Below are 26147 nucleotides of genomic sequence, written 5' to 3'. Positions count from 1 at the left end.
TTTCGCACAACCAGCTCACCACATTATTGGCACGTCACGCTGGCAAATTTGAGCTTCGCTATCATGCTGAGGCGCCCAAGGAGTTGATAGTTGGTCTGCTCGGTATTGCTGTCAGGATTTTGTGTCAATCGGTTGTTACTGCATCCCGCTATACCAACTTGACTGAGGCTGAGCTAAAGGAAGTACTTGATGCTGCTGATGCTGCATGGAGCGAAGTGCAGGTATGGGGCGAGTAATTCTCGACTTAACCGTTGCGATATGAATGGCCCGAAAGGGGCCATTTTTCATGGGGCGGAAGAAAGCGAAATCAGCGCGGAATAACCATCGGCGTATGGCTGACCGGGTCTTCGATGATCAGGCAGGGCAGCCCGAATACCTGTTCGATCAACTCGGCGGTGACGATGCGCGACGGCGCGCCTTCGGCGACGATGCGGCCGTCTTTCATTGCAATCAGGTGGGTGGCGTAGCGGCAGGCGTGGTTGATGTCGTGCAGCACCGCCACCAGCGTGCGGCCGCCTTCGCGGTTCAGGCGGCGGAACAATTCCAGCAGCTCGATCTGGTGCGCGATGTCCAGATAGGTGGTGGGCTCGTCCAGCAGCAATAGCGGCGTCTGCTGCGCCAGGGCCATCGCCACCCATACCCGCTGGCGCTGGCCGCCGGACAGCTCGTCCACCAGGCGGTCGGCCAGGTCGGCGGTGCCGGTGGCGGCCAGCGCCTGGCCCACCGCGTCCTCGTCCTGCCGGCTCCATTGACGCAGCAGGCTTTGGTGCGGGTAGCGGCCGCGCGCCACCAGATCGGCCACGCTGATGCCGTCCGGCGCCACGGCGCTTTGCGGCAGCAGGCCCAGCTGGCGCGCCACCGCCTTGGCCGGCAGGCCGTGGATGTCGCGCCCGTCCAGGCATACCTGGCCGGACAAGGGCTTGAGCAGGCGGCTGAGGCTGCGCAGCAGGGTGGATTTGCCGCAGCCGTTGGGGCCGATGATGACGGTGAACGATCCGTCGGGAATCCTCAGGTCCAGCCCGTCGCAGATGACGCGCTGGCGGTAGCCCAGCCGCAAAGTTTCGCCGCGCAGTCGAGGGGAGGCTGGCGTTGCGGCGGTTTCGTCCGTCAGGCCGGCGGTCTGGTGTTTGAATGTCAGGGTGGTCACGGTTTTCGGCCTCCGGTTTGGCGCAGCAGCAGCCACAGCAGGTACAGGCCGCCCATGCAGATGGTGACGACGCCCACCGGCAACTGGCGCGGATAGAACAGGTGCTGGGCGCCATAGTCGGCGGCCAGCAGCAATAGGGCGCCGGTCCAGGCGGCGGTCAGCGGGCAGGTGGCGCGCGCGCGCTGCAGGCGCTGGGCGATCTGCGGCGCGGCCAGCGCGATGAAGGCGATGGGGCCGGCGGCGGCGGTGGCGGAGGCGATCAGCGCCACCCCCAGGGCCATCAGCCACAGCCGGGTGCGTTCGGCCGGCACGCCCAGCGCGCTGGCGCAGTCGTCGCCCATCTCCAGGAGCCGCATGCGCGGCTGCAGCGCCAGCGCCGCCAGCATGGCCAGCAGGCAGAGCAGCGCCGAGGGCAGGCCCTTGCTCCAGGTCATGCCGTTCAGCGTGCCGGCGCCCCAGATCGCGGCGCTCATCGCTGACTCCAGGCTGGCGTTGATCAGCAGCCAGCTGTTGAGCGCGCTGAGCATGGCGCTGACGGCGATGCCGACGATGATGAGCCGCAGCCCGTGCACGCCGTTGCGCCAGGCCAGCAGGTAGACCAGGGCGGCGGATGCCAGACCGCCTGCGAGCGCGCCGCCGGCGATCTGGAAATGGCTGCCGCCGGCCAGAGTGATGACCAGCAGCGCGCCGGTATAGGCACCGGTGTTGAAGCCCACCACATCCGGGCTGCCCAGCGGATTGCGCAGCAGCGACTGGAATACCGCGCCGCTCATGCCCAGCGCCGCGCCTATGACCAGCGCCATCGCCACGCGCGGCAGCCGCCATTGCTGCACCACCGCCACTTCCAGCCGGCTGCCGCGGCCGTGCAGCGCGGCCCACACCTGCTCCAGGCTCAGGTGCAGCGCGCCGGCGCGCAGGCTGATCAGCGCCAGCGCGGCGCAGGCTGCCATCAGCAGCAGCGCCGGCCACAGCCGGTGCAGGCGCAGGCGGATATTGAAGCTGCCGTCGGGACGGCCCAGGCGCAGTTCCAGCGTCCTCATGCCGCGCTCCCGGCCGCGCGCTGGCCGCGCGCCAGCCAGATCAGTGCCGGCGCGCCGATGAAGGCGGTGACGATGGAGACCCGTAGCTCGCCCGGCGTCAGCAGCCGGCCGACGATGTCCGACAGCAAGAGCAGGATGGGGGCCAAGAGCGCGGTGAAGGGCAGGCTCTTGCGCAGGTCCGGGCCGGCCAGCCGGCGCGAGACATGGGGAATCATCAGGCCGACGAAGCCTATCGGCCCGGCGGCGGCAGTGCTGGCGCCGCACAGCAGCGTGATGGCGGCGACGGCGCCGGCTTGCGCCCACAGCGGCCGGCTGCCCAGGCTGACCGCCAGGTCGTTGCCCAGGGCCATCGCGCCCAGCGGCCGCGCCAACAGCAGCGCCAGCAGGCCGCCGGCAAGGATGGCGGGAGCGGCCAGGCCTACCGCGGCCATGTCGCGCACGTCCAGGGTGCCGGCGTTCCAGTAGCGCATCCGGTTGAAGGCGATGGGGTCGAGCAGGGTGATGGCGGCCGACAGCCCCATCAGCACGGCGCCGACGGCGACGCCGGCCAGCACGATGCGCAGCGGATCGGCGCGGCGGCCGCGCGCGCCCACCGCGTAGACCAGCAGCGTGGCGGCCAAGGCGCCTGCGGCCGCGCAGCCCATATAGCCTTGCGGGCTGTCCACCGCCAGCACGGCCACGCCCAGCACCATGGCGAAGCTGGCGCCGGCGTTGACGCCCAGCACGCCGGGGTCGGCCAGCGGATTGCGGGTCAGCGCCTGGGTCAGCGCGCCGGCCAAGCCCAGCGCCGCGCCGGCCAGGAGGCCGAGCAGGGTGCGCGGCAGGCGCCCCTGCAGCACGATCACGCTGTCCGGGCCGTGGTCGCGGCCCAGCAGGCTGTTCCAGACGGTGGACAGCGGAATGGGCTTGGCGCCCAGTGCCAGGCTGAGGACGACGGCTGCGGCCAGCAGCGCCAGACAGGCGAACAGCAGCAGCGTTTGCCGGCGCGGCGGCGGGGAAAGGCTTGTCGGCATGATCAAATGAAAATGATTCCTAATACGGATCGCCAATGTTACCATGCATATTCCATGAAGGGACACCCCGCCGTGGCATTATGCCGTCCGCGTTCCGCGTGCGATGGCCGCGCCGCGCCTCTCGAACCACTGTGTTGAAAACATGAAAAAATCGCCCATCCTAGTCGACTTCAGCCTGCTCAGGCTCAATCCGCATTTCCGTTCCATTTTCATCGCCCGCATGATCTCGGTGTTCGCCTTCGGCATCCTGATGGTGGCGGTGCCGGTGCAGATCCACCAGCTCACCGGCTCCACCCTGCAGGTGGGGGCGGCGATGGCGCTGGACGGCGTCGGCATGTTCGCCGGCCTGATGTGCGGCGGCGTGCTGGCCGACCGGATGGACCGCCGCCGCCTGATCCTGCTGGGGCGCGCTTCTTGCGGCCTGGGTTTCCTGGCGCTGGCGCTGAACGGTTTCATGACCAACCCGTCTGTGACGGCGCTGTACGTGGTGTCCACCTGGGACGGCTTCTTCAGCGGCATTGGCATCACCTCGCTGATGGCGTCCATCCCGGTCATCGTCGGCCGTGAGAACCTGCCGGCCGCCGGCGCGCTGAGCATGCTGACGGTGCGCTTCGGCGCGGTGCTGTCGCCGTTGTTGGGCGGGGTGATCATCACCGCCGCCGGCGTCAACTGGAACTATCTGCTGGCGGGGGTGGGCACGCTGGCCACGCTGATCCCGCTGACCCGATTGCCGTCGCTGAAGCCGCAGAACGTCGAGATTTCGCACCCGCTGCGCTCGCTGCTGGAGGGCTTCGAATTCCTGTGGCAGAACAAGGTGGTGGGCGCGGTGGTGGCGGTGGGCACGCTGCAGACGCTACTGAGCGCGGTGCGCGTGCTGTATCCGTCGCTGGCTGAGGACGGCTACGGCGGCGGCGCCTTCGAAGTGGGCCTGATGTACTCGGCGGTGCCGCTGGGCGCGATGTTGGGGGCCTTCACCAGCGGCTGGGTGGGCGGCCTGCGCCGTCCCGGCGCGATGATGCTGGCCTGCGTCACCGCTTCGTCGCTGGCCATCGCGTCCTTGGGTGCCTTCACCCATCTGGCCTACGGCCTGGCAGCGCTGGTGGCGCTGGGCTATCTCGGCTCCATCGCCTCCTTGCTGCAGTTCACGCTGGTGCAGGGACAGACGCCCGACCATCTGCTGGGCCGCGTCAATAGCTTGTGGAACGCGCAGGATGTGGTGGGCGACAGCCTGGGCGCGCTGGGCCTGGGCGCGCTGGCGCGGGCGCTGGCGCCGTTGTTCGCGGTGGCCTGGTTCGGCGCCGGAGCGGCGGCGGCCGGGCTGATGATGTGCGTGGGCTTCGGCTCCTTGCGCCGGCTGGCCGGCGGGCACGGGCCGGAGGCCGAGGGCGAGCCGGCGCAGCAAGCGTCGGGGTCTTGAGTTTCCATGATGAAAAAAGCGGACCACGGTCCGCTTTTTTCATTGCTAGCGCAGGATGTCGACTTGACGCCGGCTTGCCATCTGCATCGTGTTGAATCCGCTGCGCGGATGGTGTCGGGCCTGCCTCCCGGCGCAGGTTTGAAGGGAGGCGGGGCGCATCGGAGGCGCGGTTTTCTTCGCGCCGGCCGGCGCGGCCCTGCCGGTGGCAAAAGACCGCAGGCCAGCTGTCGGCGTGGCGCGCGGCATCAGGCCGTTTTAGCCGAATTGCTTGCGCAGCCGTTCCAGCAGGTTGCGGGCGCTGTAGTAGTCGAGGCGGAAGGTGTCCAGGCCGGCTGCGTAGACCTGCTTGCCGCGCACCGCGGGATTGTCCGCCAGGAAGGGATTGGCCAGCACTTGCGCCACCTGGCCCTGGTCGGCGTTGAACAGCATGATGGATCGGCCGCGCAGGCCGGCGGCGAACTTCTCTCCGGACAGCTGGATGATGTCGTGGCGCAGGCCCATGCTGGTATTGCCCTTGACGCTGTCCGGCGCGGTGGCCAGCGTGAAGCCCAGCGACTGCAGCAGCTTGCCCTGCGCCGATTGCGGCGTCCACAGATTGGCGCCGGAACCGTCTTCGTAATACACCAGCGCCGCGGTCGGCTGCGGCGGCAGCTTGATTCTGGCTTTGGCCGCGGCCGCCTCGGCATCGAAACCGGCGATGGCGGCGCGGGCGTCGGCCTCGCGGCCGGTGGCGTGGCCCAGCAGCGTGGCCAGTTCCTGCCAGCTCTTGTCGTCGTAATTGACCACCAGAGTTGGCGCCAATTGGCTCAGCTGCTCGTACAGCTTCAGCGCCGAGTCGCCGCCGGTGCCTGCCATCACGATCAGGTCCGGCTGGGCGGCGATGATAGCCTCGGCATTCGGCTCGCCCTGGTACAGCGGCGTCACGCCGCGCTGCTTGGCCACCTCGCTCCATTGAGTGAAGAAGCCCTGTTCGTCGGTGACCTTGGAATTGGCCGCGCTGGCGCCGCTGGCCACCACCGGGGCGTGGATGGCGAGCAGGGTGCCGGTCAGCGTCACGCTGGTGGAGACGATGCGTTGCGGCATGGCGTCCAGCGTCAGCTTGCCCTTGACGCTGTCCAGCGTGCGCGGCCAACCGCCGCGCGACGGCGCGCTTTCTTCTGGTTTGGCGCCGGAGTCGCAGGCGGCCAGGCATAGGGTAAGGCAGCTTGCCAGCGCCAGTCGCAGCGCGCGGCGGCGGTCGGCGGCGGGAGGGGTGCTCATGCGGAATCCTTGAAATAGTGGAATGGGTTGGTGCTGCATCGTTGCAAATGATAAGTATTATCATTAAGATTGTCGACCCAGACAGAGCACCGTCCGGCGGGCCGCGGCCTGCCGCGGCTCTGGATTCTCAACTCGAATGGGCTCGGCGTGCGGCGCTGCGGCCGGGTGCATTGCGCTATGCGAAAATGGATGATTGTGGCGATGACGGTCGGCGTGGCAGCTTGCCGTGGACCGGCGGAGGCTCCGGCGACTGACAAGCCGCCGGAGGTGGGCGTGGTGACGCTGGCCGCGCAGGACGTGACGCTGAAGGCCGAGCTGGCAGGCCGCACGGTCGCTTACCGCAGCGCCGAAGTGCGTCCGCAAGTGTCCGGCATCGTGCTGCAGCGCCACTTCGTCGAAGGCAGCCAGGTCAAGGCCGGCCAGTTGCTGTACCAGATCGATCCGGCCAGCTATCAGGCCGCGCTGCAGCAGGCCGAGGCGACGCTGGCTTCGGCGCGCGCCGCGCTGGCCAATCTGCGCAGCCGCGCCCAGCGCTACGCCGAGCTGGCCAAGATAGACGGCATCAGCCGCCAGGACGGCGAAGAGGCGGACGCGGAGTACCGCAAGGGTCTGGCCGCGGAGCGCGCCGGCACGGCGGCGGTGGCGGCGGCCAGGGTTGAATTGGCGCGTACCCGCGTACTGGCGCCGATTTCCGGCCGTATCGGCCGTTCCAGCGTCAGCGAAGGCGCGTTGGTGACGGCCGGGCAGAGCGCCGCGCTGGCCACCATCCAGCAGCTGGATCCGATCTATGTCGACGTCACGCAATCCAGCCAGGAGCTGCTGCGGCTGAAGCGCCGCCAGGCCGACGGCGAGCTGGCGCCGTCGGGTACGCGGGCGCTGCTGCGGCTGGAGGATGGAAGCCCATATGCTCAGGCAGGCCGGCTGCGCTTTGCCGAACTCAATGTCGACCGCCTGTCCGGCGCGGTGACGCTGCGCGCCGAATTCCCCAATCCGGACGGCCTGCTGCTGCCCGGCATGTATGTGCGCGTCGAGCTGGAGCAGGGCGTGCAGCGCAACGCGGTGCTGGCGCCGCAGCAGGGCGTCAGCCACGACGAGCAGGGCCGCGCCACCGCGCTGGTGCTGCTCGCCGATAAGCGGGTGGAGCAGCGCGTGCTCACCACCCAGGGCACCCAGGGCGCTTACTGGCTGGTCACCGCCGGCCTGGGCGCGGGCGACCGCCTGATCGTCGACGGCCTGCAGCGCGCCCGTCCGGGCGAGACTGCGACTCCGGTGGCGCTGCCCGCCAAGCAGGGAAGGGGCTAAGGCCATGCTCGCGCGTTTCTTCATAGCCAGACCGGTGTTCGCCTGGGTGCTGGCCATCGTGGTAATGCTGGCCGGCCTCTTCGCGTTGCGCGTCTTGCCGGTGTCGCAGTATCCCGATATCGCCCCGCCCACGGTGATGGTCCGCGCCAGCTATCCGGGCGCCTCGGCCCAGGTGGTGGAAAACAGCGTGATCCAGGTGCTGGAGCAGGAATTGAAGGGTCTGGACCAACTGATGTATTTCAGCTCCACCAGCTCTTCGTCCGGCCAGGCCGAGATCATGCTCACCTTCCACCAGGGGGCCAATGCCGATACCGCCCAGGTGCAGGTGCAGAACAAGGTCAGCCAGATGCTGGCGCGGCTGCCGCAGCCGGTGCAGCAGAACGGCCTGTCGGTGGTCAAGCTGCAGGGCAATTTCCTGTTGATCGCCTCGTTCTTCGACGACAGCGGCCAGCGCAGCGACGCCGACATCGCCGACTGGCTGGCCAGCGCCGTGCAGGACCCGTTGAGCCGGGTGGACGGCGTCGGCTCGGTGCAGGCGTTCGGCGCGCCGCACGCGATGCGCATCTGGCTGGATCCGCACAAGCTCAACAGCTTCGGCCTGATGCCGTCCGACGTCGCCGCCGCGGTATCGCGGCAGAACATCGAGGTGTCGGTGGGCGAACTGGGCGCGCGGCCGTCGCCGCCCGGCCAGCAATTGAACGCCATGGTCACCGCCTGGTCGCGCCTGTCCACGCCGGAGCAGTTCCGCGCCATCGTGGTTAAGGCGCAGCCGGACGGCGGCGCAGTGCGGCTGGGCGACGTGGCCAGGGTGGAGCTGGGCAGCGAGGACTACAGCAGCAGCTCCCGCCTGAACGGCCATCCGGCTTCCGGCTTGGCGGTAATGCTGGCGCCGGGCGCCAACGCCCTGGCCACGGCCGAGGCGGTGAAGGCCCGAATCGCCCAGCTGGAACGCAATTTTCCGCCTGGCATCCGCGTGGCCTACCCGGAAGACACCACCCATTTCGTCCGGCTGTCCATCCAGTCGGTGACGCAGACCCTGTTGGAGGCGGTGGCACTGGTGGTGCTGGTGATGTATCTGTTCCTGCAGAACTGGCGCGCCACGCTGATTCCGGCGTTGACGGTGCCGGTGGTGTTGCTGGGCACTTTCGGCGTACTCGCCGCGACGGGCTTCAGCGTCAATACCCTCACCCTGTTCGGCATGGTGCTCGCCATCGGCCTGTTGGTGGACGACGCCATCGTGGTGGTGGAAAACGTGGAGCGCGTGATGCGGGAGCAGGAGCTGGACGCGTGCGCGGCCACCATCCGCTCGATGGACGAGGTGGGCGGCGCCCTGATCGGCATCGGACTGGTGCTGGGCGCGGTGTTTCTGCCGATGGCCTTCTTCGGCGGTTCGGTCGGCGTCATCTACCGCCAGTTCTCGATCACCATCGTCGCCGCGATGGCGCTGTCGGTGCTGACGGCGCTGACGCTGACCCCGGCGCTGTGCGCGACCTTGCTGCGCGTGGAGGCGCCGGCCGCCAGCGGTCCGCTGGCGGCTTTCGAGCGAGGCTTCCAGCGTTTGCAGACGGCTTATGCCGGCCGCTGGCTGCCGGCCGGCTTGCGCCGCCCCTTGCGCGGCGCGCTGGTCTACCTGGCGCTGGCCGCCGCGCTGGCGGCGTTGTATCCGCGCCTTCCTTCCGCTTTCATTCCCGATGAGGACCAGGGCACGGTGATGGTGCAGTTCACGCTGCCGGCCGGCGCCACCCATGAGCGCACCGAGCAGGTGGCGCGCGCGGTGGAGCGGCATTTCCTGAACCAGGAAAAGGCCAACGTCGAATCGGTATACCTGATGTCCGGCTTCAGCTTCGGCGGCTCCGGCCAGAATGCCGGCATGGCCTTCGTCGCGCTGAAGGACTGGTCGCTGCGCAAGGGGGCCGAAAACAGCGCCCAGGCGATTGCCGACCGCGCCACCGCGGCGCTGGCATCCGAGCGCGACGCCGAGGTGTTTGGCATGGTGCTGCCGCCGATAGGCGGACTGGGCCAGACCAACGGCTTCGAATTCTGGCTGCAGGACGCCAGCGGCTTGGGGCGCGCCGGTCTGGCGACGGCGCGCGACGAGCTGTTGCGCGCCGCACAAAGCGATCCGCGCCTGAGCGCGGTGCGCTCCGGCGCGGCCGACGACAAGCCGCAGTTGCGGCTGGACATCGACCAGATGAAAGCCGCCGCGCTGGGGCTGGACGCCGCCGACGTGGCTGCCACGCTGGGCACGGCCTGGGGCGGCAGCTACATCAATGATTTTGTCGACCGCGGCCGGGTGAAGAAGGTGATGGTGCAGGCCGACGCGCCTTATCGTTCGCGGCCGGAAGACCTGGGCTTGTGGTTCGTCCGCGGCGCGGACGGCGCCATGACGCCGTTTTCCGCTTTCGCCAGCGCCCGCTGGGAGAATGGACCGACGCAGTTGAGCCGCTACAACGGATTGCCGGCGCTGCCGCTGTCGGGCGCGGCGGCGGCCGGCGTCAGCTCCGGCGATGCGATGCGGACGATGGAGGCGCTGGCCGGCAAGTCGCCCGGCACGCAGTATGAATGGAGCGGCTTGTCCTATCAGGACAAGCTGTCCAGCGGCCAGACGCCGCTGCTGTACGCGGTGTCTATCCTGTTCGTATTCCTGTGCCTGGCGGCGCTGTATGAAAGCTGGCTGGTGCCGTGCGCGGCGATGACGGCGATCCCGCTGGGTGTGCTGGGCGCGGTGCTGGCGGTGATGGCGCGCGGGCTGGCCAACGACATCTATTTCCAGGTGGGCTTGCTCACCACCATGGGCCTGTCGGCCAAGAACGCCATCCTGATCATAGAGTTCGCCGAGGCGGCGCTGCGGCGCGGCGAAGGCGCGCTCGACGCGGCGCTGGCGGCGGCGCGCCAGCGTTTGCGGCCCATCCTGATGACTTCCCTGGCCTTCGGCGTCGGCGTCGCGCCGCTGGTCTGGGCCGACGGGCCGGGCGCCGGCAGCCAGAACGCCATCGGCGCCGCGGTGCTGGGCGGGGTGCTGTCCGCCACCCTTCTGACGCTGTTCTTCGTGCCGTTGGCCCACCTGTTGATCCGCGGCGCGGCGGGATGGCTGGGCCGGCGCGGCTGGCGGCTGGCGGGAGCCAGGCTATGAGGCGCGCGGCGGGAGGATTCTGCTGCGCGTTGGCGCTGAGCGCTTGCGGCACCTTGCAGCCGGTTTATCCGCTCCCGGTGGCGCCGGTGCCGGCAAACTGGCCGGCAGCGGCGGAAAACCGCGCGGAAGCGCAGGTCGGTTGGCAGCGGTTTTTTGTCGATCCGGGACTACGCGCGGCGATAACGCTGGCGCTGGCCAATAACCGCGATCTGCGCGCGGCGGCGGCCAATGCGCAGGCGGCGCGGGCGCAATACCGGATACAGGACGCGGCTCGTTTGCCAACCGTGCAATTGCAGGGCGGCTCCAGCCGCCAGCGCGTCTGGGGCGGAGACGCCGAGCTGGGCGCGGACAGCGTGAGCCACAGCCTGGGGCTCGGCGTCAGCGCCTTCGAGCTGGACCTGTTCGGCCGCGTGCGCAGCTTGAGCGACGCGCAATGGCAGCGTTACCTGGCCAGCGAGGCCGGCGCCCAGGCGGTGCGCGTCAGCCTGATCGCGGAAACCGCCAACGCCTATCTTGCCCTGGCGGCCGACCGCAGCCAGTTGGCCGCGTCGCGGGAGACGCTGGCCAGCGCCGAGCGTTCGTTGGGGCTGACGCGCGAGCGCTTGCGGCTGGGCGCGGCTTCCGGGTTGGAATTGAGGGCGATGGAGACGGTCTGCCTGCAGGCGCGGGCCGATGCGGCCCGTTACGCCGGGCAGGCGGCGCGCGGCGCGCAGGCCTTGCAACTGCTTGCAGGCGTGGAGTTGACGGAGGCGCAGTTGCCGCCGGCTTTGGCGGAGCGGAGCTATACCTTGGACAGCTTGCCATTGGATGCGCCGGCCAGCGCCTTGCTGCGCCGCCCCGACGTGCGCCAGGCCGAAAGCCTGCTGCGCGCCGCCAATGCCGACATCGGCGCGGCGCGCGCGGCCTTGCTGCCCAAGTTGGGGTTGAGCGCCAGCGTCGGCTGGAGCGATTTGACGCTGGGAGGGCTATTGGGCGCGCCGGCGCGCGCGCTCAGCCTGGCGCTGGATGTCGGCATGCCGCTGCTGGACGGCGGCGCGGCCGCGGCGGGGGTGGATCAGGCGCAGGCGTTGCGGCTGGCGGCCCAGGCCGGTTATGAAAAGGCGGTCCAGACCGGCTTTGGCGAAGTGGCCGAGGCGCTGCTCCTGCGCCAGGCGATATTGGATGAGAAGCTGGCCAGGCAGGCTTCCTTGGCCAGCGCCGAAGCCGCGCTGCGTTTGGCCGAGGGCCGTTACCGGCTGGGACTGGATGGCTATTTGAGCCTGCTGGAGGCGCAGCGCGCGACGCAGGCGACCCGCCAGCAATGGATAAGCGTGAGGTTGGAGGAGGCGAGCAATATGGTGGCGCAGTACCGGGCGCTGGGTGGAGGTGTGGACGGCTAGCGTTACTGGCAGAGTGGCCAGTTGTCCAGCTATCTTTTAGACAAACGTTTGAATTGTTGCTGGATTTTGCGTTTGTCATGCTCTATCCCGATATAGGCCGCCAGTTGGCGGCCTGAAATCATATGAATAATTGGGAGAGATAATGAAACACCTGTTGTCGCGCAGCGCATTCGTCCTCGCCTTGCTTCTGCTGCCGTTCGCATCTGCTTTGGCTTCCAGCGGCTATACCCAAACCCGTTACCCCATCGTGCTGGTGCACGGCATCTTCGGCTTTGGCCAGTTGCTGGGTGTCGATTACTTCTATCAAGTGCCGGCCGCGCTGAAGGCGGACGGCGCGCAAGTTTACGTAGCCGAGGTCTCGGCTACCGACAGCAATGAGGCCCGTGGCGAGCAACTGCTGCAGCAGGTGCAGCAGATTCTGGCCATCACCGGCGCGCAGAAGGTTAATCTGATCGGCCATAGCCAGGGCGGGCCCACCGCGCGTTACGTAGCAGGGGTGCGGCCGGATCTGGTGGCTTCGGTCACCACCGTCGGCGGCGTCAACAAGGGTTCGTTGGTGGCGGATATCGTCCGTGGCGTGGCGCCTCCCGGAACGGTCACCGAAACCGTTGCCGCCGCCATAGCCGGCGCGCTGGCCAAGGTGATCTCCTTCTTCTCCGGCGCCAGCGATCTGCCGCAGCAGCCCATCGCCGCTTTGAATTCGCTGACCACCGCCGGTTCGCTGGCCTTCAATGCCAAGTTCCCCGCCGGCGTGCCCAAATCGGCCTGCGGCGAGGGCGACTACCAGGCCAACGGCGTGCAGTACTACTCGTGGACCGGCGCGGCCACCACCACCAATGTGCTGGACCCGCTGACCATCCCGATCGGCACGCTGGGCCTGGCTTTCGGCTCCACGCCGTCCGATGGCCTGGTGGCGGTGTGCTCGGCCCACCTGGGCCAGGTGATCCGCGACAACTACAAGATGAACCACGTCAACGAGATCAATCAGAGCTTTGGCCTGGTCAGCCTGTTCGAGGTCAGCCCGGTCTCGCTGTACCGCCAGCAGGCCAACCGCCTGAAAAACGCGGGCTTGTAAGATGCGCAAGGTCCGTCTGGTGCTGACATTGACGGGCGTCTGCGCCGGCCTGCTGGTTTGGCAGGCCTGGCCGCAGGCGCAGAAGCCCTTGCCTGCGGCGGCGCAGGCCGGCAGGGATGGCGGCTTCGCTGCGTCGCTGCGCGGCACTCTGCCGGACGGCGCGGTCAAGGCGGCTGCCAACGGCCAGCTGCAGGTCAACCAGGAGCTGCGGCGGCTGTTCGACTACTACCTGGCCACGCTGGGCGAGCGCGAGCTGCCGGCTATCCGCGCCGAATTGCGCGGCTATCTGCAGCGCACCTTGTCCGCCGCCGCGCTGAAGCAGGCGATGGATCTGTTCGACCGCTACGTCGCCTACCGCCAGTCTCTGGCGGGCATGACGGTGGCGGCCGGCAGCGATCTGGCGCAGCGGCTGGCGCGGGCGCAGGCGGCGCGGCTGCAGTATTTCTCGCAAGCCGAGGTGGAGGGCTTGTTCGGTGACGAGGACCGCTACGACGCCTTCACCGCCAAACGGCTGGCGATTCTGGCCGATCCGGTCTTGAGCGCGGCGGAGAAACAGCGACGTATCGCTTTGCTGGAGCAGCAGCTGCCGCCGGCCTTGCGCGCGGCGCGCGAGGATCCGGTCAAACACCTGGCGCTGGCCGAGGCCGATGCCGAATTGCGCAAGCGCGGCGGCAACGAGCAGGAGCTGTACGCCTTGCGGGCCGGAATGGTGGGACAGGCGGCGGCCGACCGGCTGGCGTCGCTGGACCGGGAGCAGGCCGCCTGGCAGCAACGGGTAGCCGATTTCAACCGCGACGCGATGGCCATCCGGCAGAATGGCCAATTGAGCGAACCGCAGCGCCAGCAGGCGATAAGCCAGCTGCAGGCGCAGCGATTCAGCCAGCAGGAGGCGTTGCGCTTGGCGGCTTTTCTGCCGGCTAAGTAGGAGGCGGCAAGGACGGGAAAGAAGACGGGCGCCGTTTGGCGCCCGTTGGCTTTACTGCGGAGCGGCGAACAGGCGCTCGAGCGCCTCGCCGGGCTCGGCCTCGCGCATGAAGGCCTCGCCCACCAGGAAGCTGTGCACGCCGCTGCTGCGCATCAGGCGCACGTCGTCGACGCTGGCTATGCCGCTTTCGGTCACGGCGATGCGGCCGTTGTCGATGCGGGGCAGTAGTTTCAGCGTGGTGGCCAGGCTCACTTCGAAGCTGCGCAGATTGCGGTTGTTGACGCCTATCAGCTCGGTTTTCAGCTGCAGCGCGGCGTCCAGTTCCTCATCATTGTGCACTTCCACCAGTACCGCCATGCCCAACTCGTTGGCCAGGGCTTCGAACGCCCGCATCTGCGGCAGCTCCAGCGCGGCGGCGATCAGCAGGATGCAGTCGGCGCCCATGGCGCGGGCTTCGTAGATCTGGTACTCGTCGACGATGAAGTCCTTGCGCAGCACCGGCAGATGGCAGGCGGCGCGCGCGGCTTCCAGATAGCTGGCGTCGCCCTGGAAATACTGGCGGTCGGTCAGCACCGACAAGCAGGCGGCGCCATGCCGGGCGTAGCTGGCGGCGATGGCTGCCGGATCAAAATCGGCGCGGATCACGCCCTTGCTCGGACTGGCCTTCTTGATCTCGGCGATCACGGCGGCTTTGCCCAGCGCGTGCTTGGCGCGGATGGCCGCCACGAAATCGCGGCGATCGCCGCGGGTCTCGGCGTCGGCGCGCACGCTTTCCAGCGGGCGGCTGCCCAGCGCGGCGGCGATCTCCTGATGCTTGGTGGCGATGATGGTGTTGAGAATGTCGGACATGCTGGCTTCTGTAGTGACAACAACGAATCGGCCATCATGCAGAACATCCCCGGTTCTGGCAAGCCGCTGGGGATGACATTTGAATTAAAAAAGCGGCGACCATCGGGCCGCCGCTGCCTTTTGGCGCTGCAGTTCGCAGCTCAGCGCGAGACGAAACCGCCGTTGATGAACAGAGTCTGGGCAGTGGTCCAGCGGTTTTCCGGCGAGACCAGGTGCTTCACCAGCGGCACCAGGTCGGCCACCTGGCCCAGCTCGCCGTTGATGCTGGCGCGTTTCAGGTAGGCCACCGTTTCCGAAGTTTCCACCGAGTAGAAGAAGGCGGTGTCCATCGGGCCGGGCGCCACCACGTTGACGGTAATGCCGCGGTGGCCGACCTCCTTGGCCAGCGCGCGGGTGAAGTCTTCCAGCGGGGCCTTGCTGCCGGCGTAGACGCCGTAGTAGCCGGTGGTGGCAGCCAGCAGCGAGGTGCCGACGCTGACAATGCGGCCGTTGTCGCGCAGGCGGCGACCGGCTTCCTGCAGGCAGAAGAACGCCGCCTTGGTGTTGAGGGCGAAAATGGCGTCGAACTCTTCTTCGCTGACTTCGGTCACCGGCTTCTTCACCATCATGCCGGCGGTGTTGATCAGGATGTCCAGATGGCCGAAGCGCTGTTCCACCGTGTCGAACAGGCGGCGCACTTCCGTCACCTTGGTGACGTCGGCCTGCACGGCGAAGGCCTGGCCGCCGGCGGCGTTGATGCCTGCGGCGATCTGTTCTGCGTCGGCGCGGGAGCTGTCGCTGTTGTAGTGGATGGCGACTGCGGCGCCGTCGGCGGCCAGCGCCTCGGCGAAGGCGCGGCCCATATTGCGCGATGCGCCGACTACCAGCGCGGCTTGTCCTGCAAAGTTGGTTTGGCTCATTTCATTTCTCCGTTTGCGGTGCCGCAGGTGGCGGCGGGCTGTTGACGCTTTGCAGTGTATTGTTTGGATATGTTCTAATAAATAGGTTTGAATTGGTTACACTATCCATAAAACCTAACCAATTGGAGCGGCCATGGACCGGATTCAGGCAATGCGGGTATTCGCCAGCGTGGTGGACGCCGGCGGCTTCACCCGGGCGGCGCAGCAGCTGCAGCTGCCGCGCGCCACGGTATCCAGCGCGGTGCAGCAGCTGGAAGCGCAGTTGGGGGTGCGGTTATTGCACCGAACCACGCGCCGGGTGCAGCTGACGCTGGACGGCAGCGGCTTTTACGAGCGCTGCCAGCAACTGCTGGCCGATTTCGATGAGATCGAGGCGCTGTTCAGCCAGCAAGGCGCCAGTCCGCGCGGCCGCCTGCGCATAGACGTGCCCGGGCCGATAGGCAGGCAGGTGCTGGCGCCGGCCTTGCCGGATTTTTTCCGCCAGTACCCGGATATCGAGCTGGAACTGGGCGTCACCGACCGGCCGGTGGACTTGATCCAGGAGGGAGTGGACTGCGTGATCCGGGTGGGGCAGTTGAGCGAATCGCGGCTGGTGGCGCGCCGCATCGGCATGATGCGGCAGGGCAATTACGCCAGCCCTGACTATCTGGCGCGCCAGGGCGTGCCCGCGACGCCGCAGGATCTGGCCGGGCACCAGGTGGTGAACTACGCTTCGCCGGCCAGCGGCAAGGTGTTCGGCTGGGAATACCAGCTGGATGGCGAGCGGCGTGAGCTGGCGCTGCAGGGCAGGATCAGCATCAACCAGGTGGAGACCTATCTCGCCTGCGCGCTGGCCGGCTTGGGGCTGATCCAGCTGCCGCGCTACGACGCTGAGCCGCATGTGGCGGCCGGGCGGCTGGCGGAGGTGCTGGCCGATTGGCCGCCGCCGGCTATGCCGGTGTCGGTGCTGTACCCGCACCGCCGCCACTTGTCGCGACGGGTGCAGGTGTTTGTCGAGTGGGCGTCGGCGTTGTTGCGCGAGCGGCTGGGGCTGCTGGACTGAGGGCTGGGCAGGCCTCGGTTCTAGAGTTTTGGAACTAATTTGGACTGATGTTGCCAAAATAGGTTTGCTTTTCATGATTGATTGTCGCAGATGAGGTTTTTGAAGCGCTTGCTTGGCATGATGTTGCGGTTTGTCGGTTTGCCCGCGCGTGGGTGGGCCAGGTTGCGGGAATGGGGCTTCGGCCGGCGGCCGCTGCGCAACGCGGTTTTGCTGGCCGCGGTTCTGGCGCTGGCGGCTGGGGGCCTGCGCTACTGGCTGGCGGAGCCGCCGCCGCCGCAGGTTTTGACCGCCGCCGTGGAGCGCGGCGAACTGGAGGATGTGGTGCTGGCCAGCGGCGTGGTGCAGCCGCTGCGGCAGGTGGACGTCGGCGCGCAGGCTTCCGGCCAGTTGAAGACGCTGAAGGTGGAGGCCGGCGACAAGGTCAAGCAGGGCGAACTGCTGGCCGAGATCGACCCCGAGGACAGCCTGAACGATCTGAAGGCCAGCGAGGCGGCGCTGGACGCCCGCATCGCGCAGCGGCGCGCCAAGCAGGCGGCGCTGCAGCAGGCGGAGCAGGAGGCGGCGCGGCAGCGGCGCATGCGGCATGAGGGTTCCACTTCAGACAAGGAGCTGCTGGCGGCCGAAACCGCTTTTCTGACGCAGCAGGCCGGCCTGGACGAACTGCAGGCGCAGATCCGGCAGGAGAGGTCGCAGTTGGACAGCAAGCGCACCAAGTTGAGCTACAACCGCATCCTGGCGCCGATGGACGGCGAGGTGGTGGAAATTGTCACCCAGCAGGGGCAGACGGTGATCGCCATGCAGCAGGCGCCGGTCATCCTCAAGTTGGCCGACCTCAGCCAGGTGACGGTCAGGGCCCAGGTGGCCGAGGCCGACGTGATCCGCATCAAGGCCGGGCTGCCGGTGTACTTCACCGTGCTGGGCGCGCCCGACCAGCGCTTCCGCAGCCAGCTGCGCACGATTCTGCCGACGCCGGAAAAGATCAACAACGCGGTGTTCTACAAGGCGCTGTTCGATGTGCCCAACGCCGACGGCAAGCTGCGGGTGGACATGACGGCCGAGGTCAGCATCGTGCTGTCCAGGGTGGCGCAGGCGCTGAGCGTTCCGCTGTCGGCGTTGGGCGAAGCCGGCAAGGACGGCCGCTACCCGGTCAAGGTGCAGGGCAAGGATGGCCGGTTGCAGGAGCGCCGGGTCCGGGTGGGATTGAAGACCGCCACCCGCGCGCAGGTGCTGGACGGCTTGCAGGCCGGCGAGAAGGTGGTGACCGGGGAGAGCGCCGACAAGCCCGAAGAGGGCGGCGCGGTGGTGGTGAGCGCATGAGCGCGGCCGCCCTTGAGCTTTGCGGCGTCTGGCGGCGCTTTCCGTCCGGCGGCGAGGAAGTGGCGGTGCTGAAGGACGTGTCGCTGCGGATAGAGGCCGGCGAGATGGTGGCCGTCGTCGGCGCTTCCGGTTCCGGCAAGTCAACGCTGATGAACATTCTGGGCTGCCTGGACCAGCCTTCGTCCGGCCGCTACCGGGTGGCCGGGCACGAGGCGGGCGAGCTTGACGGCGACCAGCTGGCCGAATTGCGGCGCGAACACTTCGGCTTCATCTTCCAGCGCTATCATCTGCTGCCGCATTTGTCCGCGATCGACAATGTGGCGATGCCGGCCGTCTACGCCGGCCTGCCGTTGTCGCAGCGGCGCGAGCGGGCGCGGCAGCTGCTGGCGCGGCTGGGCCTGGCCGGCAAGGAGGATTACCGTCCCGGCCAGTTGTCGGGCGGGCAGCAGCAACGGGTATCCATCGCCCGCGCGCTGATGAACGGCGGCGGCATCATCCTGGCCGACGAGCCCACCGGGGCGCTGGACAGCCACAGCGGCGAGGAGGTGATGCGCATCCTGAAGGAGCTGCACGCCGCCGGCCATACCGTGATCATCGTCACCCACGACCCCGCCATCGCCGCCCAGACCGGGCGGGTGATAGAAATCCGAGACGGCGAAATCCTGCGCGACAGCGGCGGCGCGGCGCGCGTTCCGGCCGGAGCCGTCGAGCAGCCGCAGATGGCCGGCGGCGGCCCGGCGCTGCGCGAGCGGATGCGGGAAGCGTTCAAGATGGCGCTGCTGGCCATGCTGTCCAACCGCCTGCGCACGGTCCTGACCATGCTGGGCATCATCATCGGCATCACTTCGGTGGTGTCCATCATCGCCATCGGCGAAGGCGCGCGCGACTACGTGCTGAACGACATCCGCGCCATGGGCACCAACACCATCACCGTGTTCAGGGGCAAGGACTGGGGCGACGACAAGGCCGCCGGCATCCGCACCTTTCTGCCCGGCGACCTGAAGGCGCTGGCGGAAGAGGGCTATGTCGACAGCGTGACGCCGGAAACCTCCAATCCGCAGCGCATCCGTTACCGCAGCGTGGACGTCAACGCCTCGGTCAGCGGCGTCGGAGGCGATTTCTTCCGGGTGCAGGGCATGAAGATGGCCGAGGGCCAGGGCTTCAGCCGGGACGACATCCGCCTGCAGCGCCAAGTGGTGCTGATCGACAAGAATTCGCGGCGCAAGCTGTTCGCCGATGGCGAGGCGATAGGCAAGGTGATCCTGGTGGGCAGCGTGCCTGCCACCGTGGTGGGCGTGGTGGCGCAGCGCGACCGTGGTTTCGGCGGCAATGCTCTGCAGATGTGGATGCCGTACTCCACCGCGGCCAGCCGCCTGTTCGGCCAGCCGTATTTCGACCGCTTCGTGATCCGGGTGAAGGAAGGCCAGCCGACGGCGCTGGCGGAGAAGGCGATCACCCGGCTCTTGACCCAGCGCCACGGCGGCAAGGACTTCTTCACCCACAATATGGAGGAAGTGCTGAAAACGGTGGAAAGCACCAGCCGCATGCTGGCGCTGCTGCTGACGCTGATCGCGGTGATTTCGCTGGTGGTGGGCGGCATCGGAGTGATGAACATCATGCTGGTGTCGGTGACCGAGCGCACCCGCGAGATCGGCATCCGCATGGCGGTGGGCGCGCGCCAGGGCGACGTGCTGCAGCAGTTTCTCACCGAGGCGGTGCTGGTGTGCCTGGTGGGGGGCGCCATCGGGGTGCTGCTGTCCTACGGCATCAGTTTCGTGTTCGCGCTCCTGGTGAGCAAATGGAAGATGTCGCTGTCCTTGACGGCGATCGCGTTGGCGGTGGCCTGCTCGTCCTTGATCGGCGTGCTGTTCGGCTACCTTCCGGCGCGTAGCGCCGCGCGTCTCAATCCGATAGACGCGCTGGCCAGGGAGTGAGAAAGATGGACAAGAACCCGATATGGCGGCTTCTGCCGCTGCTGGCCTTGCTGGCCGGCTGCCAGGCCACGCCCTACCAGCGCCAGCCCTTGCAGACGCCTGCGCATTGGGCGCAATCGGCGGCGGCCGGTCAGGACATGGACCGCGACGCCTGGTGGGGCGGCTTCGCCGACCCGGCGCTGTCGCAGGTGCTGTCGCAGGCGCGCGTCCGTAATCCCGATCTGGAGATCGCGCTGCTGAAACTGCGCAAGGCGCGGATAGAGGCCGGCCTGGCCGACAGCGACGCGCGTCCGACGCTGAGCGGCTCGCTGTCGGGCGACCGCAGCCGGACGCTGGACGGCGGCGGCTGGTCGAACAGCCATAACGCCGGGCTGAAAGTGGATTACGAAGTGGATTTGTGGGGGCGGCTGGACGCGGCGCAGCGATCGGCGGGCCAGGCCTTCGTCGCCAGCGAGTATGACCGCGTCAGCGCCGGCCTGCTGTCCGACAGCACCGCCGCCAGCCTGTACTGGGACATCGCCGCTCTGAAATCCAGACTGGCGCTGAGCGAAGCGGCGCTGGCCGACGCCGTCCGGATGCAGGCGCTGGCGCGCTCTAAATGGCGCGCCGGCGCGCTGGCGGAGCAGGATGCGACGCAGGCGGACAACGCGGTGCTGGAGTTGCGCGCGGCCTTGCTGAGCCAGCGGGAGCAGCTGCGCAAGAAGGAAAACGCGCTGGCGCTGCTGCTGGACGCGCCGCCCGGCGCGCCGCTGTCGGAGATAGCCGCCTTGCCGGCAGCGCCGGCCATGCCCGGCATCGCCGCCGGCCTGCCCGGCGAGCTGCTGCAACGCCGTCCCGACCTGCAGGCTGCCGAGGCGCGGTTGCGCGGCAAGCTGGCCGACGCGGACCAACGGCGCGCCGACTTTTTCCCGCGCTTCAGCCTGAACGGCGGCCTGAGCCGCAGCGGCGCTGCCCCGGGCGGGCAACTGGGCCTGGGCGCCGCGCTGTCGCTGCCTTTCCTCAACTGGCGGCAACTGGATTTGAAGCTGAAATCCAGCGAGGCGGATTACGAACTGGCCGCCGTAGAATTCCGCAAGACGCTGTACGGCGCCTACCGCGAGGTGGAGGAGGGTTTGGCGGCGCGGCGGCGGCTGGCGGATAGCGCCAGCCTGCAGCGCGACGCGCTGGCGCTGTGCGCCCGCAATGAGGCGCTGGCAGAAAGCCGCTACCGCGCCGGCGAAACCGATATGCAGTCATGGCTGGAGGCCGCGCGCGGCAGGCGGCTGGCCGAGGAGAAGCTGCTGGAGCTCAATCTGGATCAGCTGAAGACGCTGGCCGAGCTTTACAAGGCGCTGGGGGGCGCGCCGGCGGCCTGAAACCGGCGCTAGCCGCGCCGCGGCACCGCCATCACGCGCGGCTGGTGGCCGGTGTGCCGCAGCAGCCGTTGCAGCTCCGCCACCGGCACGCTCAGCGTGGCGGTGTTGACCAGCGGATGGCACAGGATGGCGTCCGCCGCCCACAGCTCCGCGTCCACCACCACTTCCACCCGATGCCCGCTATCGTTGACCGCCGCCAGCAGCGTCACCGATCCGGGCTCCAGTCCCAGATAGTTCTTCAAACGCTCCGGCGAGGCGAAGCGCAGGCCCTTGGCCTCCAGAGCGTCTCCCAGCGCCTTGATGTCCACGCCGGCAGCCGCAGGCACCGCCACCAGGAAGTGCTGGCGGCCCTTGGCGTCGCACAGGAACAGGTTCTTGCATTCGGCGCCGGGCAGGTCAGGGATCAGCCGCGCGGCCTCCTCGCAGGTGTAGACCGGCGGGTGCTCGAAGCGCTGATAGCGGATTTGCTGCTGCTCCAGCAGGCGGTACAGGGCTTGTTCCATGCGGCGGGCTCCAGGTTGGTTCCGGATCAAAACTAACATGGCGGCCGCTTGGCCGTCATCCCTGCGCAGGGGCCGGCAAAAGCCGGATCAGCAACCCCAGGCTGGCCAGCGCCGGCTGCGCGCCGTTTTCCATCTGCGCGCGCACGATGGCGCCGTCCGCCGCCATGGCCAGCAGGCTGGCGCGTTCTTCCTTTTCCGCCGTGTCCGGCAGCAGACCGGCTATCGCTTCCCGCAGCGCCTGCTTGTGGCGGCGGGCGATCTCCATGGTCTCCGCGGAAACCGGTCCCAGCTCGCTCACGCCGTTGATGAAGGCGCAGCCGCGGAACTGCTCGTTTTCAAGCCATTCCCGCAGCGCCGGAACCAGCGCGCCGATGCCGCCGCCGTGGCGCGACAGCGCGTCGCCAAACCATTGCAGCCACAAAGCGTGGCGGTATTCCAGATAGGCGTGGATCAATTCGTTCTTGCTGGGGAAGTGGCGGTAGAAGGTGACCTTGGTCACGCCGGACTCGGCGATGATCCGGTCTATGCCGGTGGCGCGTATGCCTTCGAGGTAGAATAGCCTATGCGCGGTGAGCAGGATGCGTTCGCGCGCAGCTTGTTCCTTGAGGATTGGGGTGGGGGTCAGCATCATCAAGTTATTGTAGACAGGGTTGTCTACTTGGGTCTAGACTGATTTGCATGTAGACAGATTTGTCTACTTGATTTGAATCGCAAACACTGCAAAGAGACATCCCATGGAAAACCGTCCGCCGCTGCCGCCGTTCAACCGCGAAAGCGCAATCGAGAAAGTCCGCCTGGCCGAAGACGGTTGGAACAGCCGCGACCCCGCCCGCGTGGCGCTGGCCTACAGCCCGGACACCCGCTGGCGCAACCGGGTGGACTTCCCCGCCGGCCGCGCCGAGGCGCAGGCGCTGCTGGAGCGCAAGTGGAAGCGCGAGCTGGATTACCGGCTGATCAAGGAGCTGTGGGCGTTTGACGGCAACCGCATCGCGGTGCGCTTCGCCTACGAATGGCACGACGACGCCGGCCAGTGGTACCGCAGCTATGGCAACGAGAATTGGGAGTTCGGCGCCGACGGTCTGATGACGGATCGCCACGCCAGCATCAACGACATGCCTATCCAGCCGGGCGAGCGCAAGTTCTTCTGGCCGCTGGGGCGGCGTCCGGACCAGCATCCGGGGCTGAGCGAACTGGGCTTGTAGCGCGTTTCCGGCCAGCGAAGCGCCGGCCCGCGCGGGTCGGCGTGATTCCGGTTTGATGAAATTAGGATGGACAGAGAGGCGTATGACTGATTAGCATCAATGTCATTGACATTGCATCGCGCGGCTGCGGCCGCCATTGGATGGAGCCTCCCATGCTTGAAACTATCCGGCAGCGCTTTCAGGCGCTGCGGCCTCAGGTGGACTTCTGCTCGCTGCGCTATGTTGAGGCGGACAGCGAGCGCCTGCAGGTGCGCCAGGGCAGGCAGCTGCCGCTGAGCCTCAGCCGCGACCGCGGCGCGATGATTACGGTGATGGACCAGGGCGGCTACGGCTATGCCGCCACCGCCGACCTCAGCGAGTCCGGCCTGCGCGCCGCGATTGAGCGGGCGCGTGACTGGGCCCGCGCCACCGCCGCCTGCGGCGTGTTCGACTACCGCAAGATGGAGATGCCCAGCCCCAAGGGCAGCTATCTGGGCCCGGGCTGCGAAGGCGGGATGAAGTGGCAGCGCGCCGCGATGCTGGACCTGTTGCTGAGCGAGTCCGCCGCCGCCAAGGGCGACGACGCGCGCATCGTGGACTGGTCGGCCGGCCTGGTTCGGCAAGACATCCGCCAGCTGTACCTGACCTCGCACGGCGGCGAGGTGGAACAGCGCTTTCGCACCCTGACGCCATCGCTGGCGGTGACGGCGTTTGCCGACGGACTGGTGCAGACGCGCAGCCTGGGCGGCCAGTACGGCGGCCTGGGACGGCAGGGCGGAGAGGAGTTGATTGCCGAGGCCGGCCTCCATGGCGCGGGAAGGCGCATCGCCGACGAGGCCTTGCAGTTGCTGCACGCGCCCAACTGCCCCTGCGGCAAGATGGATCTGTTGCTGATGCCGGAGCAGATGATGCTGCAGATTCACGAAAGTATAGGCCATCCGCTGGAGCTGGACCGCATCCTGGGCGATGAGCGCAACTACGCCGGCACCAGTTTCGTCACGCTGGACATGTTCGGCCATTACCAATACGGCTCCAGCCTGCTCAATGTCACGTTCGATCCGTTGCGGCGCAATGAATTGGCCAGCTATGGCTGGGATGACGACGGCAAGGCCGCCGACAAGGTATGGCTGATCCGCAGCGGTCGGCTGGAGCGGCCGCTGGGCGGCGACATCTCGTCCGCCCGCGCGGGCCTGCGGGGTTTCGCTCTGGATGGCGTGGCCAACAGCCGCGCCTGCAACTGGAACCGTCCGGCGATAGACCGCATGGCCAATCTCAACGTCGAGCCAGGCGACCGGAGCCTGGAGCAGCTGATAGCCGGCGTCGAGCGCGGCGTGCTGATGCAGACCAACGTCAGCTGGTCCATCGACGATTCGCGCAACAAGTTCCAGTTCGGCTGCGAGTGGGGCCGCTTGATAGAGGACGGCGAACTGAAAGGCGTGGTGCGCAACCCCAATTACCGCGGCATCTCCGCCAATTTCTGGCGCTCCTTGAAGGCGGTGGGCGACGAGTCGACGCTGTCGGTGCTGGGCACGCCGTATTGCGGCAAGGGCGAACCCAATCAGGTGGTGAGGGTGGGCCATGCTTCGCCGGCCTGCGTGTTCGGCGAGGTGGATGTGTTCGGAGGGGCGGCATGATGCAGGCGCATTTCAAGAATCTGGCGGCGGAGCTGGCGCGGCAGTTGCATGGCGAGGAAGGCTTTACCTTGTGGCTGGAAGCCGAGTGCAGCGATTTTGTCCGTTTCAACCATGGCCAGGTGCGCCAGGCCGGCGCGGTGAAGCAGGCATACCTGGAGGTGCGGCTGGTGCGCGGCCAGCGTCAGGTCGTGCAGCAATTGTCGTTTTCCGGCGGCGAGGAGGACCTGGCCTTGTTACTGGACAGCCTTCCGGCCCTGCGTGCGGCGCTGGATGACGTGGCGGACGATCCTTTCCTGTTGCTGAACGACAGTCCGCAAAACAGCGAGCGCGTCGCCGCAGCCGGCTTGCCGTCCAGCGCGGCGATGGCGGCAGACATCCTGGCGGCGGCGCAAGGGCATGATCTGGTGGGCATCCTGGCCGCCGGCGACATGAGCTTCGGCTTCGCCAACCACCTGGGCCAGCTCAACTGGCAGCAGGGCGGCAGCTGGAGTTTCGACTGGAGCCTGTATTCGCACGGCGACAAGGCGGTGAAGCGCAGTCTGGCCGGCAGCGAATGGGATGCCGGCCAGCTGCGCCGGATCATCGCCGAAGCAGCCGATCAGCTGGAGCTGTTGAAGCTGCCGCCCAAGGCGTTGCAGCCGGGCAGCTACCGCGCCTATTTCACGCCGTCGGCGCTGGGCAGCCTGCTATCCATGCTCAACTGGGGCGGCTTGTCGGAAAAGGAAGTGCGCTCCAAGCGCAGCTCGCTGCTGAAGCTGGTGGACGGCGAGGCCAGGCTGTCGCCGCTGCTGACGCTGGTTGAGGCCGGCGCCGATGGTTTGGCGCCGCAGTTCCAGAGCGAGGGCTTCATCAAGCCGGATGCCGTGGAATTGATTGTCGGCGGCAAGCACCGCAACAGCCTGATCAGCCCGCGCAGTTCGCGCGAGTTTGGCCTGGTGCCGAATGCCGGCACGCACGAGGCGGCCGAGTCTTTGCAGATGGCGGCGGGAGAGTTGCCGCAGGCCCAGGCGCTGGAGGCGCTGGGCACCGGAGTGTACTTGTCCAATCTGTGGTATCTGAACTTTTCCGACCGTTCCGCCTGCCGTATCACCGGCATGACCCGTTTCGCCTGTTTTTGGGTGGAGGGCGGCGAGATCGTCGCGCCGCTGGGCGTGATGCGCTTCGACGACAGCCTGTTCAACCTGCTGGGCGATCAGTTGGAGGCGCTGACGCAGGAGCGCGAGTTGTTGGTGGACGCCGGCAGCTACGGCGGCCGCGCTACCGGCAGCCGGCATTTGCCCGGCGCCTTGGTGAAGTCGCTGCATTTCAGCCTGTAATCCGCAGTTTTGTCGCGGCGGCGCCATGTCAACCGGCATGACGTTGCCGCGGCGCCGTGATAAAGTAAAAGCCTAATTCAAACTTTCGCCGCCGTGGTGAAACGTTGTACCGGCCGGCCGCGATCTGCGCCGCCGGCCATACCGAAATCAAGGAATGCGTTGTGACCGATATCGCCCAACTCGAACCCAAAGCCGTCTGGGAACACTTCCAAACCCTGTGCGACATCCCGCGCCCGTCCAAGCACGAAGAGCAGGTGCGCGACTACATGAAAGGCTGGGCGGAGCTGCGTGGCCTGGAAACCGTTGTCGACCAAGTGGGCAACCTGATCATCCGCAAGCCGGCCACCCCCGGCTATGAAGACCGCGCCGGGGTGGTGCTGCAAGGCCACCTGGACATGGTGTGCCAGGCCAACAGCGGCACCGAGC

22 protein-coding genes and 1 pseudogene are annotated in these 26147 nt (G+C 67.8%); 15 read left to right on the top strand and 8 right to left on the bottom strand.

From position 1 onward, the window contains the following. Nucleotides 1-236: hypothetical protein (locus BI344_RS24420; RefSeq protein ID WP_158021077.1), on the top strand; the 236-nt coding region annotated here is incomplete at its 5' end. 71 nt (nt 237-307) lie between these two features. Here BI344_RS24420 and BI344_RS16075 read toward each other — a convergent pair. Genes BI344_RS16075 through fepD form a run of 3 tightly spaced genes read right to left on the bottom strand, consistent with a single transcriptional unit; the run spans nt 308 to nt 3200 of the window. Continuing rightward, a complete protein-coding gene (locus BI344_RS16075; protein ID WP_083339113.1) occupies nt 308-1147 on the bottom strand; it encodes an ABC transporter ATP-binding protein in 840 nt (279 codons plus the stop codon). Then, nucleotides 1144-2187 carry an iron-enterobactin ABC transporter permease gene (fepG, locus tag BI344_RS16070; RefSeq protein WP_071113883.1) on the bottom strand — a complete coding sequence of 348 codons (1044 nt, stop codon included), beginning with the start codon at nt 2185-2187 and terminating at the stop codon, nt 1144-1146. The genes BI344_RS16075 and fepG overlap by 4 nt, the downstream gene beginning before the upstream one ends. Next, nucleotides 2184-3200, bottom strand: coding sequence for a Fe(3+)-siderophore ABC transporter permease (gene fepD / locus BI344_RS16065; protein WP_071113884.1), 1017 nt, complete (start codon nt 3198-3200; stop codon nt 2184-2186). Before fepD ends, fepG begins: the two co-directional genes overlap by 4 nt. 142 nt (nt 3201-3342) lie before the next feature. Between fepD and entS the strand changes: the two genes are divergently transcribed. Further along, the gene (entS, locus tag BI344_RS16060) at nt 3343-4617 is read left to right on the top strand and encodes an enterobactin transporter EntS (protein WP_071113882.1); all 1275 of its coding nucleotides are present in this window, start codon (nt 3343-3345) and stop codon (nt 4615-4617) included. A gap of 255 nt (nt 4618-4872) precedes the next feature. Here the strand turns inward: entS and fepB are convergent, their stop codons facing one another. Further along, a complete protein-coding gene (fepB, locus tag BI344_RS16055; RefSeq protein ID WP_071113881.1) occupies nt 4873-5877 on the bottom strand; it encodes a Fe2+-enterobactin ABC transporter substrate-binding protein in 1005 nt (334 codons plus the stop codon). 177 nt (nt 5878-6054) lie between these two features. On the opposite strand from fepB, the gene BI344_RS16050 reads away from it, so the two are divergent. The 5 genes from BI344_RS16050 (at nt 6055) to BI344_RS16030 (ending at nt 13691) form a co-directional block, all read left to right on the top strand. After that, complete coding sequence (locus BI344_RS16050) at nt 6055-7179, top strand: efflux RND transporter periplasmic adaptor subunit (protein WP_071113880.1); 1125 nt, start codon at nt 6055-6057, stop codon at nt 7177-7179. Between the two features lie 4 nt (nt 7180-7183). Then, nucleotides 7184-10312 (top strand): efflux RND transporter permease subunit, encoded by a 3129-nt coding sequence (locus BI344_RS16045; RefSeq protein ID WP_071113879.1) that lies wholly within the window; start codon nt 7184-7186, stop codon nt 10310-10312. Then, nucleotides 10309-11691, top strand: coding sequence for an efflux transporter outer membrane subunit (locus BI344_RS16040; RefSeq protein WP_071113878.1), 1383 nt, complete (start codon nt 10309-10311; stop codon nt 11689-11691). Before BI344_RS16045 ends, BI344_RS16040 begins: the two co-directional genes overlap by 4 nt. A gap of 142 nt (nt 11692-11833) precedes the next feature. Continuing rightward, entirely contained in the window at nt 11834-12766 is a 933-nt protein-coding gene (locus tag BI344_RS16035; RefSeq protein WP_071113877.1) for an esterase/lipase family protein, read from the top strand. A gap of 1 nt (nt 12767) precedes the next feature. Continuing rightward, nucleotides 12768-13691, top strand: a complete 924-nt coding sequence (locus tag BI344_RS16030; protein WP_071113876.1) for a lipase secretion chaperone — start codon at nt 12768-12770, stop codon at nt 13689-13691. 51 nt (nt 13692-13742) lie between these two features. On the opposite strand, the gene trpC is transcribed toward BI344_RS16030, so the two are convergent. Further along, nucleotides 13743-14540: an indole-3-glycerol phosphate synthase TrpC gene (gene trpC / locus BI344_RS16025; protein WP_071113875.1), complete on the bottom strand. Its 798-nt coding sequence runs from the start codon at nt 14538-14540 to the stop codon at nt 13743-13745. Between the two features lie 140 nt (nt 14541-14680). Beyond that, complete coding sequence (locus BI344_RS16020; RefSeq protein ID WP_071113874.1) at nt 14681-15439, bottom strand: SDR family oxidoreductase; 759 nt, start codon at nt 15437-15439, stop codon at nt 14681-14683. A gap of 133 nt (nt 15440-15572) precedes the next feature. Here BI344_RS16020 and BI344_RS16015 point away from each other — a divergent pair, with 133 nt between their 5' ends. The 4 genes from BI344_RS16015 to BI344_RS16000 all read left to right on the top strand — a co-directional run bounded on the left by BI344_RS16015 (nt 15573) and on the right by BI344_RS16000 (nt 21087). Next, complete coding sequence (locus BI344_RS16015; protein WP_071113873.1) at nt 15573-16481, top strand: LysR family transcriptional regulator; 909 nt, start codon at nt 15573-15575, stop codon at nt 16479-16481. 90 nt (nt 16482-16571) lie between these two features. After that, complete coding sequence (gene macA / locus BI344_RS16010) at nt 16572-17798, top strand: macrolide transporter subunit MacA (RefSeq protein WP_083370257.1); 1227 nt, start codon at nt 16572-16574, stop codon at nt 17796-17798. Further along, nucleotides 17795-19732 (top strand): MacB family efflux pump subunit, encoded by a 1938-nt coding sequence (locus BI344_RS16005; protein ID WP_071113871.1) that lies wholly within the window; start codon nt 17795-17797, stop codon nt 19730-19732. The genes macA and BI344_RS16005 overlap by 4 nt, the downstream gene beginning before the upstream one ends. 5 nt (nt 19733-19737) lie before the next feature. Continuing rightward, on the top strand, nt 19738-21087 hold the full coding sequence (locus tag BI344_RS16000) for an efflux transporter outer membrane subunit (protein ID WP_071113870.1): 1350 nt from the start codon (nt 19738-19740) through the stop codon (nt 21085-21087). Between the two features lie 8 nt (nt 21088-21095). On the opposite strand, the gene BI344_RS15995 is transcribed toward BI344_RS16000, so the two are convergent. After that, nucleotides 21096-21590, bottom strand: coding sequence for a prolyl-tRNA synthetase associated domain-containing protein (locus BI344_RS15995; RefSeq protein WP_071113869.1), 495 nt, complete (start codon nt 21588-21590; stop codon nt 21096-21098). Nucleotides 21591-21645: 55 nt separating this feature from the next. Further along, nucleotides 21646-22221 carry a TetR/AcrR family transcriptional regulator gene (locus tag BI344_RS15990; protein WP_071113868.1) on the bottom strand — a complete coding sequence of 192 codons (576 nt, stop codon included), beginning with the start codon at nt 22219-22221 and terminating at the stop codon, nt 21646-21648. Nucleotides 22222-22324: 103 nt separating this feature from the next. Here BI344_RS15990 and BI344_RS15985 point away from each other — a divergent pair, with 103 nt between their 5' ends. From BI344_RS15985 to BI344_RS15970, 4 genes and pseudogenes are all read left to right on the top strand, one after another. Then, a complete protein-coding gene (locus BI344_RS15985) occupies nt 22325-22792 on the top strand; it encodes a nuclear transport factor 2 family protein (protein ID WP_071113867.1) in 468 nt (155 codons plus the stop codon). Nucleotides 22793-22944: 152 nt separating this feature from the next. After that, entirely contained in the window at nt 22945-24405 is a 1461-nt protein-coding gene (locus BI344_RS15980) for a TldD/PmbA family protein (protein ID WP_071113866.1), read from the top strand. Next, entirely contained in the window at nt 24402-25721 is a 1320-nt protein-coding gene (locus BI344_RS15975) for a metallopeptidase TldD-related protein (protein WP_071113865.1), read from the top strand. The genes BI344_RS15980 and BI344_RS15975 overlap by 4 nt, the downstream gene beginning before the upstream one ends. A gap of 161 nt (nt 25722-25882) precedes the next feature. Continuing rightward, nucleotides 25883-26147 (top strand): annotated as a pseudogene (locus tag BI344_RS15970) (cytosol nonspecific dipeptidase); the annotation flags it as partial.

The sequence above is a fragment of the Chromobacterium sphagni genome (genome assembly GCF_001855555.1).
GTDB classification, from domain to species: Bacteria; Pseudomonadota; Gammaproteobacteria; order Burkholderiales; family Chromobacteriaceae; genus Chromobacterium; species Chromobacterium sphagni.
The sequence above is the reverse complement of the archived record's forward strand: the minus strand, read 5'-3'. Positions and strand labels throughout refer to the sequence as shown.